A 16,512-nucleotide genomic window follows, 5' to 3' on the forward strand; every position below is an offset into this window, starting at 1 on the left:
ATTTTAGATTTTAGATTGAAGCATTGACCCCACGGATGAATCCGGGGGCTTGTATCCTGGATGCTTTCGGTCAAAATAACTTTTCGGGTGATCGACTAGCTTTTTGCTTTAATATTTTTTAATATTTAGGGAGACAAATCCTGTACCGAAATTTTGAGGTCAGTTCGCTTTGATATTGTTAACCCTGCTAATTTTTTCTCTGATTGTAAGTAGAGCTTACACTAAGAATTTGCGCCGATCGGTCAAAAATGCGCCTCGAACCGACAGAATTTCCGCGAGGCCCTCACCGGAACCCGTCGCGCAGTTCCCTAAAGTTTCGGTAATCGTACCAGCATACAACGAGGCAGAGAATATTCGGGATTGCGCGATCGCCATTTTGGAGAGTACATCGCTGTCTGTGGACAACTTAGAGGTTTTAATTGTAGACGATCGCTCGACAGACGACACACTAGCGATCGGGCAAACCCTGCAACAGCATCTCAACGACCCCCGGCTTAAAATATTAGCAGGTCAGCCGCGACCAACCAACCAATATTGGGCGGGCAAAAACTGGGCCTGCGCCCAAGCTGTTCAGGTAGCAACCGGAGACTTCTTATTATTTATCGATGCCGACGTGCGACTCAAACCAGGGGCGATCGAAACCGCTATCGCCACAGCCGAAACCGAGAAAATAGACTTGTTCACCTGTATGCCAGCGCTGGTTTGTGAGTGTTTTGCCGAGTGGTTAGTACAGCCGATAATGTTCAATCACTTAGCAGTTTGCTACGACTTTACCGCCGTCAACGATGCCTCGAAAACAGACAGTGCTTTTGCCGGCGGGCCATTCATGTTATTTAGGCGATCGGCCTACGAAAAAATCGGCGGTCACGAAGCAGTTGCCAGCCAAATTGTGGAAGATGTGGAATTAGCTAGGCGCATCAAACGTGCGGGTTTAAAGCTCGGACTTTATTCCGGGTCAAATTTGGCATCCGTGCGGATGTATCGGTCTTGGAACGCATTGTGGGAAGGCTGGACAAAGAATTTGTATCTCGGCGCTAACCGCAGTTGGGGGCTGATGGTTTACATGGCTGCAATTATGTTTTTTCTTTATCCGATGCCGTGGTTGGCATTAGCTATTTTGCTGGCAAACGGGGACTTGGCAGAAATTCTGACAATCACCAATTACCAATTACCAATTACCAATTACCAATTGCCAATTACCTGGTTAACTATCTGTTTATCCGTAATCGTAATTTGGCAGCATTACACTTTGCGCCGCTTGGGTGCCGAGATTTCTGAATGTCCGACGAAATACTGGTGGTTGGGAGGCTTCGGAGGTGCGTTAGTGGCGGCAATGGCGATCGGTTCTGCGATTAAAACTGAAACTGGTTGGGGATGGACTTGGCGGGGTAGAGCTTTGCAAATTAAGAGTTAATAGCAGCAAGCTCAAATCATTCGTGACCACCGATCGTTTGTGGGTAATATTTCTTGATAAATATAATTTTTATGAAGTCAAAGTCATAAATTTTATGAATTGACTTTCATATCTGCTTATTTAATAATATTAATCAACATCATCTGGCCTCGAATTGGAAGGAACCTCATGTCTGTTTACACTCTGAGTGACTTAACTAATAACAATTCAGATTTGTTGCAAGGTGCTTCAAAACATAGCTGCCCGATCTGTAGCAGCCGCGCTCAAACCTCCGATTCCAGCGCCGAACGATCGGCAGCTCAAGCTTCCGCCTTCAGCAACTCTAACGATATCGATGCTCTGCTGATAAGCAGTAGAGCAAACCCCCAACAGCCAGACAAATGGAACGTGGCTCCCGGCGGCACCATCACCTACAGTTTTGTGACTGCTGGCAGCTCGGACAGTTATTTTGCATATAGAGACGAAACCAATATTGAGGAAGTTAACGATCGAATCAAACAGAATGTCCGCCAAATCTTGCGGGACAATTATGCCACAGTCTTGCCGCTCAACTTTGTAGAAGTTCCAGACTCGGCCCAAAGCAACATCAGAATTATGTTTTCTGACGGGCCGGGTGCTGACGGCACTGCCTACAGTGGTTATCCGAGCCAGTTGGGCGCGGGCGCCATCCACCTCCAAAAAATCCGTGAAAACGATCCGGCAAGAGCTTTTTCCTCAGGTCCCGGCAGTTACGGCCACTGGATTTTAATTCACGAAATCGCTCACGCGATGGGTTTGAAGCACCCCGGCAACTACAACGGCTCCAGCAGCGGCTTAACAGGAAACCCCGGAGACCCTCCGTATCTTCCGTTTGACAAGGACAATACGAGAAATACGATCATGTCCTACAATGCCGCATATACATTTAGGGATTCTAACGGCGAAAATCCCCGGAGTTTGATGGCTTATGACATCCGGGCATTGCAGTATCTCTACGGTGCCCGCAGCGATTTTAACGGTGGTGATAATGTTTACAAATTCGACAGCACTAATTTCAATACCGTTCAAACTATCTGGGACGGCGGCGGCAGCGATACTTTGGACTTTTCAGCACTGCCTGCCAACAACGTTTATTCTTTGGACATGAATCAGGGTAAGCCGCTGACGGCAAAGAGCGCTCTGGGAGATCTGGGCTACTATATACAAACTTCGCAGGTGCCGCTAGGTAGTGATCTCGATCGGCTTTATACAACTGAAACCTTTGGCACGTACATTGCTTTTGGCGCGGATATCGAAAATCTGGTAGGTTCGCTCGGGGATGACCAGGTACTTGGAAATGAATTAGCTAACAGTATTCTAGGCAGTGCGGGAATCGACACGATTAGTGGGGGGCGGCAAAGCGATACTTTGGACGGTGGCGAAGGCGGTGACTATATTTACGGCGACAAAGGCATGGACCTGTTAACTGGCGGGGGCGGGGGGGATTGGCTGCAGGGCGGTCGGGCAAACGATACTATTATCACCGGTGTCGGTGTCGATGACATTGTGTTGCAGCCGGATGGGGGTACGGATACGATTGTTGATTTTGCTCCTGGTGTGGATTGGTTAGTGTTAGTTGATGGTTTGACATTCGAGCAACTGTCGATCGTACCTTCAGGCAACGATACTGAAATTCGGATCGGCAGCACCGGACAAGTCTTGGCGCTGTTAACGGGAATGGCGGTAAGTTCGATCGGGGAATCTGATTTTTTTGTTGTTTAAAGTGATAGAAACGGAGGACACGGTAATGCCGTTTCCCTACCCAATTAATGGTAGGGAAACGGCACTGCCGTGTCCACTCTGATTACGCTTGTGCATAAACAAAAGCAGGTACGCGCTTGTAAGCAGGCGTGCCCGATCGCCTTTCAATTTCCGGGTGAAAAATCACATTAACTTCAGGATAAAACATCAAAGCAGCACCCACGCGAACCGCCCCGTAAATCACCTCGACATTTTCCATTTTCCCCACATTTCCCTGCACCGTAACCCGCTGATGTTCCTTCAAACCCACACTTTCTGCATCCGCACTGTTCATCAAAATGCAGTTGCGGTGCGGCATTCCCCGGTATTTATCATCAATTTTGTAGACGACAGTATTGTGCTGAGAATAGCTGCGTCCCGTCATCAATGCCACAACAATACCCTTTGTTGATTCCGGTACTCCAAACTCTTTGGTTTCCGGTAATTTCAGCTTAGGTAAAGGGGTGACAAACATCTTCGCTTTCCCAGACTCTGTAGGAAATTTAGGTTCCGTAAAAATGCGACCGCCGATGGTAAACTCTTCTTTTGTATCATCAATTGTCGCTATTTTTTCATAGCCGGGAATCGTTTGTGCAATCAATTGCCGAACGTATTTTGTGTCTTGAAGTTTGCGCCAGTCAACGGGAAAATCGCCGTGAATTCTGCTGGCTAATTCTGTCAAAAATTGTACCTCGGTAATCAGATCGGCATTTTTGAGATGAGTTTCGCCCTCATCATTTAAACGCACAAAATTATTACCGGATTCCACTGTTGTTTTGTGGGGATTTTCAAAGCGGTTCAGTACAGGAATCACAATTGTATTGTGTTTTGCCAATCCGCTAAAATGCCCTAAGTTCGGTTTAGTTGCGAGGTAAATAATAGTTTCAATTTTACCTAAAGCCCGTTTTGCCTGCGTTGAATCTGGATTTGCCCCATACAAGTTGCCGCCCAGACACATCAGGGTATCGACTTTGCCTGCATCTGCTGCTTCAATGAGCGATCGAGTGTCGTAGCCCTTCACAGGACTCAGGGGACGATTCAATAACTTTTCTAAAGCTTGTTGAATTTCTTTTTTCAGCTTCACAGTGACGCCCATAGAGCCGAATCCTTGGACGTTTGAGTGTCCTCTGACGGGCATTAATCCCGCCCCTTCTTTGCCGACATTTCCTGTCATTAATGCCGTGTTGGCAATGCTGAAAACGTTATCTACACCGTTATCGTGTTGGGTAATTCCCATCGCCCAACCGAATACAACTCGCTGGGACGTGCCGATAATTTTGGCTGCCGCCTCAATTTCTGCTTGGGAAACTCCGCAGGTTTTAGTAATAGTTTGCCAATCGGTTTCGCGGGCGTGCTTGACTACTGATTCCCAGCCTTCTGTATAGGCTTGCAAATAGCTTTCGTCCAGCAATTTTTGTGCGATTAAAGATTTTTGGATGCCGACAAATAGCGCCGTATCGCTGCCCGGAATTGGTTGCAAGTATAAGGAGGAAATATCGGAACCGGGGATGAGCGACTTGACGGGAAATGCGGGGGAACCAAACTTGACTAACCCGATTTCCATCACCGGATTGATGACAATTATTTTACCGCCTTTGTCGCGAATTTTAATTAACTCGTTCATCAAGCGGGGATGGTTGTAGGAAGAATTGCTGCCCGCGAGTATGACGCAATCTGCTTGCTTCAAGTTTTCTAGACTCACTACCGAGGTGCGGGTGGCAAACATTTCGCTTAAGCCAGTTGTCGAGGGAGCGTGGCAGAGATCGGAACAATCTGCTAAGTTATTGGAACCCATCGCCCGCATCATCAATTGCAGCAGAAAAGCCGCTTCGTTGGATGAACGACCGGAACTGTAAGATGCCACTCTTTCGGGGGTTTTGCGAAAAGCAGCTTCGGCAATTTGATAAACTTCTTCCCAAGAAATGCGATCGTAATGAGATGAACCAGCCCGCAAAATCATCGGAAAACTCAGCCTTCCCAACCTATCGGCTTCCATTGAAGTTAATTGCTGAAGTTCTGCAATACTCTTCTTTTCAAAAAATTGAGTTGAGATAGCCGGCTTGATTTCAGCGGAGATTGCTTCAACGCTTTTCATGCACCGCTGAAGTTTTTCGCCCTCTTCATTTGTAAAACCTCCTTTCTGCCCGCCAGTGCCCCAAGAACATGACAAACAAGCACTTTTGTGCAGCAAAGTTTTCCAAAGTTTCGGCCCTTCCGGGGACAATGTATGTTCTGCCCAATATTCTATTACGGGCAAACCGCCACCTATCTCTGGTGTTTCCTCGTTTGTCTCGTTGAAGGGCGGGATTTGTTGGATATTTTGGGAGTTGACATCCATGTGGTTTACCTTTTGTTTGAATTGCGGATTGATGTGCTGTTAAGTTTATTAGTCTAATTTACTGCAAATTTACAACACAAAAAATTAGTCAATAGATAGATGTTTTAAGAATACCCGGCGGTTGAAACCGCCGTCTTATCTTGCAAAAGTCCTTTTAATTAAATTTTCGGGCGGGCAAGATGCCCATCCCCTACTCCCCACAAGAAAAAATAATTTTTGTGGGATGGGCTTCTAGCCCGTCCTAGCTTACCCACAAGAAAAAATAATTTTTGTGGGATGGGCTTCTAGCCCGTCCTAGCTTAAGGTTTACTTCCTCTTATTTAACGCCTGCTTCCCAAATCCAAGACAAAGCAGTCGATCGCCCTCAGCAACATTCGGGTCATTCTGCAAATAATCTCCCAACCACTCGCAACTCCGAGCAATAATATTATTTAGTTCCAAATTCTCCACAGGCCACAAAATTACACTTCTATCCCTGCTAGCAAAAGCCAGAGTTTTGCTGTCCGAACTAAAAGTAACGCTCAACACCCGATCGCTCGATTCCAAAGTCTTCGATAGCAGCGCCTTCTTGCCGTCAAAATTCCACAGCTTAACAGTATTTCCCCCACTCGCCGCCGCAATTAATTTGCCGTCGGGACTAAAACTCACGCTTTCTACCGTATCGCTGTGGTCGAGTTTTTCAGTTAAATTCGCCACCTTTCCATCAAACCCCCACAAGTAAACTTTTTTGTCAGCACAAGCAGCAGCAATAGTCTTGCCGTCGGGACTGAAGCTAACATTTTTAACGCTGTCCTGGTGGTCGAGAGTTTTCAGAATTTTCGCCGACGAACCGTTAAATTGCCAGAGGTAAACTCTCTTTTCTCCGGTAATTTCAAAAGCCTTTTTCTTCCCGCTTGGCTTGTCCTCAGCAGCGGTAGCAGTAGCAATAGTTTTGCCGTCGGGACTGAAGCTAACGCTAATTACTGGATTGCTGTGATCGAGTTTTGCAAACAAAGTTGCTTTAGAACCGTTCCAGCGCCAGAGGTACAATTTGCGATCGGCACTTGCGGCGGCAATTATCTTTCCGTCTGGACTAAAACTCACGCTTCTGACAATGCCGCTGTGGCTGAGAGTATCTAACAGTTTGCCGTTTAAACTCCAGACTTTCACTGTTTTGTCATCGCTCGCCGAAGCAACAGTTTTATCATCAGGGGAAATGCTCACCCAGGTAACAGAATTCTTGTGACCTTCTAAGATTTGGAATAAACTGCCGTCAGCCCGCCAAAGTCTCACGGTTTTGTCCCCGCTAGCAGAGGCAATTATTTTGCTGTCAGCACTAAAACTGACTTTGTAAACCCAGTCTCCGTGTCCCGATAAAATCTTATTCAGCGGAGTGCTATCCGGTTTCCAAATTTTCACTATTTTGTCCTTACTTGCGGAAGCAATAGTGCCGTCACCGCTGAAACTTACTGCCCTTACGTCGTCTTGATGTCCTCGAAAAGTGTTGAGTAAAGTGCCACTGCGACTCCAAACTTTCACCGTATCGTCTGCACTGCCGGTGACAATTTTTTTGCCGTCGCGACTGAAACTCGCGCTGACAACTTCATCGTTGTGTCCTTTGAGAGTTCTGATTTCCTCACCGTTTCGGTTCCAAATTTTGGCTGTGGTGTCGGCACTTGCCGAGACGAGTTCTAGACTGTTTGGACTGAACTTAATGCTGTAAACAATGTCAGAATGTTTGGTTAATGTTTTGGGATTAATTGTAAATTTCTGCGTTTTACTTTCTCGGTTCCAAAGTTTTACTGTTTTGTCAACGCTTGCTGAGGCAATTGTTTGGCCGTCGGGACTGAAACTGACGCCGAGTACCCAGTCTTTGTGTCCGGTTAAGGTTTGCAGCAGTTTTTTGTTCGCAAGGTTCCAGATTTTGACGGTGTTGTCGTGACTGGCGGAAGCTAGGGTTTTGCCGTCGGGACTGAAACTGACGCTGGTGACGATATCGCGGTGGCCGGATAAAATGCCTATCGCACTTTTGTCGTTATCTACTTGCCAAATTCTAATTGTGCGATCGGCACAACCAGTAGCGATCGTTTTTCCATCAGGACTAAAACTAACACTCGTCACGCTATCTGGGTGATTGAAAGTTTTTAATAACTTACCTTCTTTGATCCACAATTTAACAGTTTTGTCAGCACTTGCCGAAGCAACTGAATTGCCGTCGGGACTGACACTCACATCCAAAACAAACTTGCTGTGCTGCTCGAAACGGTTGCGTTCTTGCACCCCGGAAACTGCTTGTCTGAGTCTTTCAGCAATTTGATTTTTAGTGTCCACAGGCAGCGCTGTACTTTTGAGAGAATCACGACCAATTTTGATACTATTTTCCAACACTCCTAATTGATTTTTTTCATTAGAGATAACTAAAGCTTCCGACGCCGAATTTAGGGCATCAGTCCGACTTTTTTCTGCTTCTTGCCGTGCGCTTTCTGCTAATTTGGCTTGCTCGAATGCCATCCCTGAAACACCTGCGAGTACAAGCACTCCTAGAACCGCCGCCCGCAATTGCCATCTCCGAGTTTGGTAAAGTTGAGCTTCCGCTTGGTACTGTTTGTCTCTAGCTTCCGACAGCAAAGCATCTTGCTCTCTGTCTTTGCGAATTTGTTCAATTTCATCTCGGTTAATTTGGTTTTGCTTTAGCAGTTCCTCAAATTCTGCCTTTTTATCTAATTCTTGCTGCTGGCGAATGAAGCTAACTAAATAATCGTGAACGAGCTGATAAAGCTCTGCTGGTAGTTCCGTCCAGCGAAAAACTAAACCAGAGTTTACTAACAGTTCTAAGACTAAATCTAATTTGTCAGATTCAGCAAATGTCGCTAAATTTGAAGCTAATTCGGCGCGGGTTTTTAGGGGACGAATCTGTTCTTCATCTGTGAGCAAATACAAAACTCGGCGCGCCGCTACTTCATTTTCCGGACCGCAATCTTTGATTACTTCTTCGAGAAACCTTTCGACTAATTTTTGTTGCGGATTGTTGCCAAGTTCCTGATATTGAGTTAAAGTTCTAATGTTCTCTTGTTGCAGTTGAGCGCCGACAAGTTGTAGTTCGATCGGGCGGACTTCTCCCAATTCTCCAGCTAAATCTTTGACTAATTCTTCGATGAGCTCCGGTTCTAAGTAAAACTGCGCTCGCTCAGTTAAAGTGCGAATTACCGATCGCGCATCGCCCAGCGAAAAATTGCCCAAATAAAACAGAATATTTTTGCTGAGAATGTCCTCCAAAATATCATTGTTAACGAATCCTGTCTGGTTTTTGGGTCGGGAAAATTCCAGCAAGTAGTGCAGGTAATCTTCCCGCAAACACAGGACGACTTTTAAATATTTGATTTTCAAGCATTCCCGCAAAAAATCAAAAAATATTTGTCTTTCCGCTGGCTCTTTCCACACAAAAAAGAATTCTTCAAATTGGTCAAATATCAGAACAGTCACTAGATGTTCTGAATTTATTTGCAGCTCCTTGATAATGTTTTCGTATTCGATCGCCTGTTGTTGTATGATTAATTCTACTGGCTGTGACTGCTCCCTTCTCTCCTCATTATTCCCAGTCGAGCCACCGTGAAATCCCGAAATAAGATTTCCCTTGACTGCACCTGCTTCCACGGTCAAACCTACCGGAACAATTTCTGGTACTGCTTCGGCAATTTCCGGATCGAATATTTCAGCTTTCCCAGCAGATAACTGTCTGGTCAATTCCCGCGGCCAGTTGTTGTAAACTTGCAGCACTACCGGCAAAACAGTCCGCATTTCTATTTTTTTTTGTTTGAGAGCTGGTACTAATCCTCCCGTGACTATTGAACTTTTGCCAACTCCAGACTGACCGTAAATTACTGTCAGTTTGTCTGGGGTATTGTTCATCCTATATATCAAGCGGTTGAGGTCTTGCTCTCTGCCGGAAGCTGTAATTTCGTCAGCAATAGTAGCAGCGCCGGCAATAGTTTCGGCGACGGAATTAACCGCTTCTCTGTGTGGCTGTAACTTTCCAGCTCCAATAAAAGCTCGGAACCGATACGTGTGTTCTACTGCTCGATAATCTTGCTTAATTTGAAATGCTTCGAGATATTCTCTCCGCTGAAAATACAGCGATCGCAGCATTTCTAAAACCCGCAAATACAGTTGCGGGTTGTAGCAAGGTTCGGTTTCCAAGCGAGCAAGCTCTAAATGTGCGATCGCCTCCTGCACCTCACCCAACTGACTTTGGGCCTCTGCTAAAATTAACAGATACAAGCCTAGATGCTGCGACTTTACAGGGGTTCCCTGTCCCGTCGCTTCTAAATTTGAGTTGAGAACGTCTAGAGCGATTAAAGCCCATTCTTTCGCCCCTTGCCAGTTCTTTTGCTCTAAGGCTACTCTAGCCAAAAAGCCGTAATCTTGAGCCAAATTAACTGCTGAATTTTCCATATTTTCATGTAACCTCCGAGCTTTGATAGCTAAATTCCAGAGTGCATCCCAATCTTCTAAATGCTGCAATACTTCGCCAAGTTGATTGATGAATATACCAACGGCATCGGGCCGCCCCGCGCGTTCTAAAACATCAATACATTCCTGAAAATAATTCTTAGCTTCCGTCCAGTAAGGACGGTTGCCACTGCGGTGTTGTTCTGCTTGGAAGCGGTAGCAAAGACCGATGTGGAATAGGAGAATTCCCTCTAACACTGGTGCAGGGTGAACGGTAAATAACAAATCGCTAAATTCTGTTTTGTTTCCAATAAATGCTACTTGATACTTCCAAAAAGTGAGACTTTTTTGATATAATTCAATAGCCGCAGGGATGCGGTGACAAGCATATTCGTGCCTACCGCGAATAAATTGCAAACTCGCCTCAATAGCTGGTTCTAACCTGATGTTGCAAGTTTGCAAGTCTTGGCTAGCCGACTCTAGTTCACTCAAAGAATTGGCTCCGAGAATGGCAGAATTAGTTAAACGCCAATTGCCACTTTCTAAAATGTTGGAAAAAATGCGATCGGCACTTTTGCCCAAAAAATCTACCAAGTCGTCCGGGCCCATCACAAATTCAACACTTGTCGTCCAAGTTTCGATATCTGTTACTAACCGAATCAGTTTTTTTAAGATTTTGTCTGTCACCCACAGCACCACCGGGAAAGGAAAATTATTCCGAAATTCTTCCCTCACGTAGTTGGTAGAAGTCAGCAGTCGATCGATCGCACTTACCGATTCCAATCCAAACACCATTAAAGCTGACGGGTGGCTGCAGGAAACTTTGGTTTCTATCGTCGTGTAAAGAGTTTTAACAGATGGCGGGAGGACAATTTCTCGAATCTCGATATCAGACTCCTCGCGCAATTGCCTTACAATTTCCTCTCTCATGGCACTGTAATTGCACCGTACCAAAATGAGCGAAAATTGCCCGTGAGACATCGAGAGAGTCCGAGAGAGAGTTTGCAGCGAACTTTTGTTTTGCTGTGCTGCGGTTTCTTGCTGGTAGTGCGAATTAATCATAATTAAGAGTTGAAAAAGTTTCTTAGAATAGATGCTGTCAACTGCCGAAAAAAGGAAGTTCGGCAACGATTTTTTAAAAGGATGTCACGGATGTCATGAATCGACGGCAGGGGAAAGTGCAATTAAGAACTTCCTAACTATTTTTGGCGGTTGATATAAGTTTACTCTGACCCGTTTTCACTTTGGCAAATCACTGCGAAGAATCCTAGAATTAATTTTATTTCTGCCCTTGTGGGCGATTTTCCATCAATTGCAACTATCAATTAGTTAAGTTTATTTCAGCCTGCACACTTATTGTTTTAGCCGATCGCAATTAAAGCATACCAAAAAAAATACATACTCTGTTATTCGCATATTCCCAGCAAAATCAACCGGATTTTACTGAAATCTTGATAATTGCTCAAATTCTACCCAGCCAAAGAGTCTTTGTTTGCGGGGCTCCCAGCCATCGCCCAAATCGCACAAATCCGATTCAGTTATTCGCATATCCCAGAAATCCGGCATTCCCGGGTTGACTGGCCCCTGGCCGCACTGAGATAAACTACCGGGGGCGGCTCATCAATTACAGCTTGAAGATTTTTTGTCATAAATTTACTAATCTCCATATCTAAAGTAGCTGTAAAATCAGGTTCATCCCAATCCTCGCTTTCTTCAATGCTGATGGTTGTTGGTGGCCCAATATCAAAATCTAGCTCATCGCCCAAATCCGAAACTTTCTTAATTGGATCTATTTTCTGAGCGGTATCAGTGGCCAAAGCTTGAGTTGTATGGGCTATTAGTAAGATCGGCAGTGCTACTATGGCACTTATTGTTTGTCGCGCCGTGATTTTGCTCATGGTATCCTCCTGATATAAACTCAACTTGGGTGCTGCTATACATTCAACTTCTGCGGCTACTTTAGAGCGCTGTCAGTCGATTTTAGATTTTAGATTTTAGATTTACTCCACAGATGAATCTGAGAGCTTTAACTAGGGTCTAAAATTGTGGGATACTTACCACCCATGTAGTTCGCAAGTATCCGTTTTTGAGCAGATTCATTAATTAATAGTGGCTTGTTTTTCCACAGGATATAACCTTATCTGTGACTCTTCGCGGCAAGTTTGCTTAACGGAGCATATCCGGTCAACTGTTTGCCTTTCTATTTACTACGTGAAAACTCTTAAACAGTCAGGTTTTCCCGTTAAGTAATTCCCCAGCCTTTGCGAGTGTTCATCTCAGACTCAAAGCAAAGTGGGTGAGAAGTCCGCGCGTGCGTAGCTATCCCGTAGGGAATCGCACACCAGTTTTCGCACACCAGTTTTCGCACACCAGTTTTCGCACTCCCGCGCTGCCACCAGCAAGCTGATGTGAGATACCACAGCCACCGGATAGCTGTCAATACTTATATCTTAACATTTCTAATTTTTTGCATAATTATCGTTACCAGGAAGAACCTGGTAACGCCGATGGCCGAGGGAGAGCCTCCAGCAAAGTCGGAGGACTCCTATTTCGTCAAGCCGTGTTCGAGAGCGAAGCGAACCAACTCAGTACGGCTGTTAGTACCCGTCTTGCTAAACAAACGGCTGACGTACTTTTCCACATTACGCACGCTAGTTTCCAAGCGGCGGGCAATTTCCTTATTCATCAAACCTTGAGCAACCAAATCCAAAACACTTTGTTCTCGCGGAGTCAAATCAATTTTAATCGGCGAAGGACTTTGGGCGATCGAACTCCGCCCGCTCAGCAAAGACTCAATTCTCGCCATTTGGCTTGTCAAAGCAGCAATATCAGGACTTTCAGCATTTTCGCTCGTCTCCTTAGCAGCCGCGCGGCGGGCCAGCAAATTGGTTACTATTGCTACTAATTCGTCGGGATCGAAGGGCTTAGAAAGATAAGCATCGCAGCCTGCTTGATAGCCTTGAATGCGATCGCTCGTCATTCCCTTAGCCGTCAAAAATACCACCGGCAAAGCCTTATAGCGAGGATCTGCCCGCACTTGCTTGAGAAATTGATAACCGTCCACCTGCGGCATCATAATGTCTGAAATCACCAAATCGGGATTGTACTGCTGCAAGAGTTCCCACCCATCGCGAGCATTACTGGCAACCTCAACCGCAAAATCGCTATCTTCCAAATAAGCTTGTACTGCTTCCCGCAAGCCCGGTTCATCATCTACCAATAATAATCGTGCTGACATCTCTGTTACCTTCTTAATAGTGTAAATATTGTAGGTTGGGTTGAGGAACGAAACCCAAATCTTCATTTTAAATAAGGTGTTGGGTTTCGCCATCGCTCAACCCAACCTACAGAATAAAAACTTGAGCTCAAAACTCACAACTATTGTCTTTTTTTCCCCTTAAACTTTGGAACGATCGGTCAAAATTTCATAGCCCGTTTCCGTTACCAACACAGTATGCTCAAACTGAGCCGACATAGCATTGTCAACGGTTACAGCAGTCCACTTGTCAGAAAGCGTCCGAGTGTACTTAGAACCGGCATTCAGAATTGGTTCGATCGCCAATGTCATGCCCGCTCGCAATTTCACGTTCGGCATTTCCCGCGTGCGGAAATTGAAAACCGACGGTTCCTCGTGCAAATTTCGCCCGACACCGTGACCGGTAAACTCCTCAACGATGTTAAAACCGTTGCTTTTGACATGATCTTCGATCGCACCAGCCAAATCGAGCAAATAGGCTCCAGCCTTCACTTGTTCGATGCCTTTGTATAAAGCTTCTTCTGCGACTCGGATTAATTTTGCCGATTCGGGAGTCACTTCCACAACTGCGATCGTAATGCAAGAATCGCCGTGAAAACCTTGGTAATATGCCCCCGTATCTACCTTGAGAACATCTCCGGCCCGAATTACTTTTTTGGCGCTGGGGATGCCGTGAACAACTTCGTTATTAATGCTAGAGCAAATCGATCCAGGGAAACCGTGATAGCCTTTAAAACTCGGAGTTGCCCCCATAGCACGGATGCGTTTTTCGGCATAAGCATCCAAATCAGCAGTAGTCATTCCCGGTTTCACCATTTGGGAAATTTCTTTGAGTACCGTTGCAACGATTTTCGCTGCTTGCCGCATAATTTCGATTTCGCGTTCCGACTTAATTTCAATGCCTCGACGCTGTTTTTTGACTTGGGGTGCTTGAGTTGGGCTAGAAAGCAGACTGCTAAAAATATTCATGAATTGATTGGCGAGTAATTTTGTACTTTGACGGCAGGTTGAAGCAAAAAAACGGCAAATATCCAGTTTTTTGTGGAAAAACGGGTGTCTTGTTCCGAACTGTCGATCGCGTGTCCTTTAAGCTAGCTTAATATTTTTCTCAGTAATCAGCACGGGATTGGGGGTCAACAAAGCGGTTTTAACCGCCGAGTCCCTTGGAAATCACCGAAGAACACTATTGTCAATCAGCCTTCACGGGCCGGCTCTCCTCCCCAACCCCTACTCCCCACAATAAAATCTAATCTTTGTGGAACAGGCATCTTGCCTGTTCTTGAGCATCGTGCAAGATGTGAGTTGGATCGGGATTTCCGAGTATTCCTGTGAGGTTAGCAATTGCGGCAATTAACTTATTTATGTCAACTGGTTTAGATAAGTGCATCTGGAAACCCGCTTCCAGCGCTTGCTGGCGCTCTTCCTCTCTCGCGTAGGCCGTCAGAGCGATCGCAGGCATCTTTCCATCCCTGAGCACTTCCATTTCTCTCACCCGCGCGATCAACTCGTAGCCGTCTGCTTCCGGCATTCCAATGTCGCTCAACAGCAGATCCGGCCAATAACTCTCCAGTGCAGCTAGAGCCCCGGCCACCGATGCCGCCGATCGCACCATAGCTCCTTCGTCCTCGAGTAAAGCAATCAAAAACTCCCGCGTGTCATCGTCATCATCCACCACCAGCAATTGCAAATTAGTTAGAGTGGGGAGGGTCTGGGCCTGGTCATTAAGGTGCAACCCATCGTCAGCAGCGAGGGCGTTCCTCTGTGCAAGAGGTAAAGCCACCGTAAATTTCGCACCCTCGCCCGGATTATTCTCTGCATACACCTTACCGCCGTGCTGTTCCACCAAGTGACGGACGATCGCCAATCCCAGTCCCAAACCCCCGTAAGACCTAGTTGTGCTGCTATCAGCTTGGCGGAAGCGATCGAAAACATAAGGCAAAAAATCAGGAGCGATACCAATGCCGCTATCAATTATCTCAATTTGAGCTTCATCGCCAACTGACTCTAACCGCACATGTACTTTACCCTCTTGCGGACTAAACTTAATCGCATTTGACAGCAAATTCCACACAATTTGCTGCAAGCGATCGGGATCGCCGATAACTTCACCTACATTGGGACTGCACGTTAATTCTATGACTATTGATTTTTCCTCAGTCAGCGGCTGCAAAGAATCTATTGCCAGCTTGATCGCAGATTCCAACCGAATCGGATGCTTATTTAAATTTAGTTTCCCCCGGAGAATCCGCGAAACATCTAAAATATCTTCGATGAGTTGCGCTTGAGATTTAGCATTGCGCTCAATTGTTTCGAGGGCTTTCTCAATAGTGTCTTGGTCAAATGTTTTGGTACGAAGCAGCCTAGACCAGCCGAGAATTGCATTTAAAGGAGTACGGAGTTCGTGAGAGAGAATAGCTAGAAATTCATCCTTCATCTGGTTAGCTCTCTCCGCTTCTTGCCGCGCCACTTGTTCGCGGATTAGTCTGCTGCGTTCTTCCTCTGCTTGCTTGCGGTCTGTGACATCTCTAACCGTGCCCACGTGACCGATCAGTTTTCCCAAATCCGAAAACATTGGCGACGACTGCACATTAATCCAACGCACAGTTTCGCTACCCGCTAATCGAAACTCGTTAGAATATTCGTTGCCTTCTTTAATCCAAGCTAACCAATCTGCTACTACGCGCTCGCGATCTTCTGGATGAACTTCCCGCTGCCAAATCTCTGCTAAACTTTCCTCCAATGTTAACCCGCAAATTGCTTGACAACGGGGATTGATGTAAGTACAGCGGCCTTCAACATCAGCTAAGTAAATTCCTAGTGGCGAACAAGCACACAAAGTGCGGAACCGCTCTTCACTTTTACTGAGTTCACTATTAACAGCAGCTAACTGTGTTGCTTGCTGTTTCACCTCGACTGTTTTTTGGAACAATTCCACAAATACCCCCACCTTCGATGTCAATATTTCCGGTTCCAAGGGTTTGAACAGGTAATCCACCGCACCCAAAGAATAACCTTTAAACACGTGGGTGTCATTACTGCTGAATGCTGTGATAAAAATAATCGGAGTCGATCGCGATCGATCTCTAGAGCGAATCAATGTTGCTGTCTCAAATCCATCCATTCCCGGCATCTGCACATCAAGCAAAATTACCGCAAAATCTTCATTAAGCAGACATCTCAGAGCCTCCGCGCCCGAATTAGCTTGTACTAGATGATAAGAGGGGCTGTTGAGGATAGCTTCTAGAGCTACCAAATTTTCTGGGCGATCGTCAACTAAAAGGACATTTACTCGATTGGGGGACTGCTGATTCATAATGT

Annotated in this window: 9 protein-coding genes; 2 read left to right on the plus strand and 7 right to left on the minus strand. The window is 45.8% G+C overall.

Going from position 1 to position 16,512, the window contains the following annotated elements:
- The first annotated feature begins 169 nt into the window (after positions 1-169).
- A complete protein-coding gene (locus QUB08_RS00790) occupies positions 170-1,414 on the plus strand; it encodes a glycosyltransferase family 2 protein (RefSeq protein ID WP_333222611.1) in 1,245 nt (414 codons plus the stop codon).
- Positions 1,415-1,582: 168 nt separating this feature from the next.
- Positions 1,583-3,154, plus strand: a complete 1,572-nt coding sequence (locus QUB08_RS00795; protein WP_333222613.1) for a M10 family metallopeptidase — start codon at positions 1,583-1,585, stop codon at positions 3,152-3,154.
- An 82-nt stretch (positions 3,155-3,236) separates the two neighbouring features.
- Here the strand turns inward: QUB08_RS00795 and QUB08_RS00800 are convergent, their stop codons facing one another.
- The 7 genes from QUB08_RS00800 to QUB08_RS00830 all read right to left on the minus strand — a co-directional run bounded on the left by QUB08_RS00800 (position 3,237) and on the right by QUB08_RS00830 (position 16,507).
- Positions 3,237-5,510 (minus strand): FdhF/YdeP family oxidoreductase, encoded by a 2,274-nt coding sequence (locus QUB08_RS00800; RefSeq protein ID WP_333222615.1) that lies wholly within the window; start codon positions 5,508-5,510, stop codon positions 3,237-3,239.
- A gap of 306 nt (positions 5,511-5,816) precedes the next feature.
- The gene (locus QUB08_RS00805) at positions 5,817-11,000 is read right to left on the minus strand and encodes an nSTAND1 domain-containing NTPase (RefSeq protein ID WP_333222617.1); all 5,184 of its coding nucleotides are present in this window, start codon (positions 10,998-11,000) and stop codon (positions 5,817-5,819) included.
- 476 nt (positions 11,001-11,476) lie between these two features.
- Positions 11,477-11,836: a hypothetical protein gene (locus tag QUB08_RS00810; RefSeq protein ID WP_333222620.1), complete on the minus strand. Its 360-nt coding sequence runs from the start codon at positions 11,834-11,836 to the stop codon at positions 11,477-11,479.
- Between the two features lie 344 nt (positions 11,837-12,180).
- Positions 12,181-12,378: a hypothetical protein gene (locus tag QUB08_RS00815; protein WP_333222622.1), complete on the minus strand. Its 198-nt coding sequence runs from the start codon at positions 12,376-12,378 to the stop codon at positions 12,181-12,183.
- Between the two features lie 105 nt (positions 12,379-12,483).
- Complete coding sequence (locus tag QUB08_RS00820; protein WP_333156384.1) at positions 12,484-13,176, minus strand: response regulator transcription factor; 693 nt, start codon at positions 13,174-13,176, stop codon at positions 12,484-12,486.
- 159 nt (positions 13,177-13,335) lie between these two features.
- Entirely contained in the window at positions 13,336-14,163 is an 828-nt protein-coding gene (gene map / locus QUB08_RS00825) for a type I methionyl aminopeptidase (RefSeq protein ID WP_333102021.1), read from the minus strand.
- A 277-nt stretch (positions 14,164-14,440) separates the two neighbouring features.
- Positions 14,441-16,507 carry a response regulator gene (locus QUB08_RS00830; RefSeq protein ID WP_333222624.1) on the minus strand — a complete coding sequence of 689 codons (2,067 nt, stop codon included), beginning with the start codon at positions 16,505-16,507 and terminating at the stop codon, positions 14,441-14,443.
- Between the last annotated feature and the right edge of the window lie 5 nt (positions 16,508-16,512).

Source organism: Microcoleus sp. BR0-C5, assembly GCF_036705045.1.
Lineage (GTDB): Bacteria > Cyanobacteriota > Cyanobacteriia > Cyanobacteriales > Microcoleaceae > Microcoleus.

Coding starts and splice junctions, on each gene's coding strand:
- QUB08_RS00795 (WP_333222613.1), top strand. CDS start 1,583: ATGTCTGTTTACACTCTGAGTGACTTAACTAATAACAATTCAGATTTG.
- QUB08_RS00800 (WP_333222615.1), bottom strand. CDS start 5,510: ATGGATGTCAACTCCCAAAATATCCAACAAATCCCGCCCTTCAACGAG.
- QUB08_RS00805 (WP_333222617.1), bottom strand. CDS start 11,000: ATGATTAATTCGCACTACCAGCAAGAAACCGCAGCACAGCAAAACAAA.
- QUB08_RS00810 (WP_333222620.1), bottom strand. CDS start 11,836: ATGAGCAAAATCACGGCGCGACAAACAATAAGTGCCATAGTAGCACTG.
- QUB08_RS00820 (WP_333156384.1), bottom strand. CDS start 13,176: ATGTCAGCACGATTATTATTGGTAGATGATGAACCGGGCTTGCGGGAA.
- map (WP_333102021.1), bottom strand. CDS start 14,163: ATGAATATTTTTAGCAGTCTGCTTTCTAGCCCAACTCAAGCACCCCAA.
- QUB08_RS00830 (WP_333222624.1), bottom strand. CDS start 16,507: ATGAATCAGCAGTCCCCCAATCGAGTAAATGTCCTTTTAGTTGACGAT.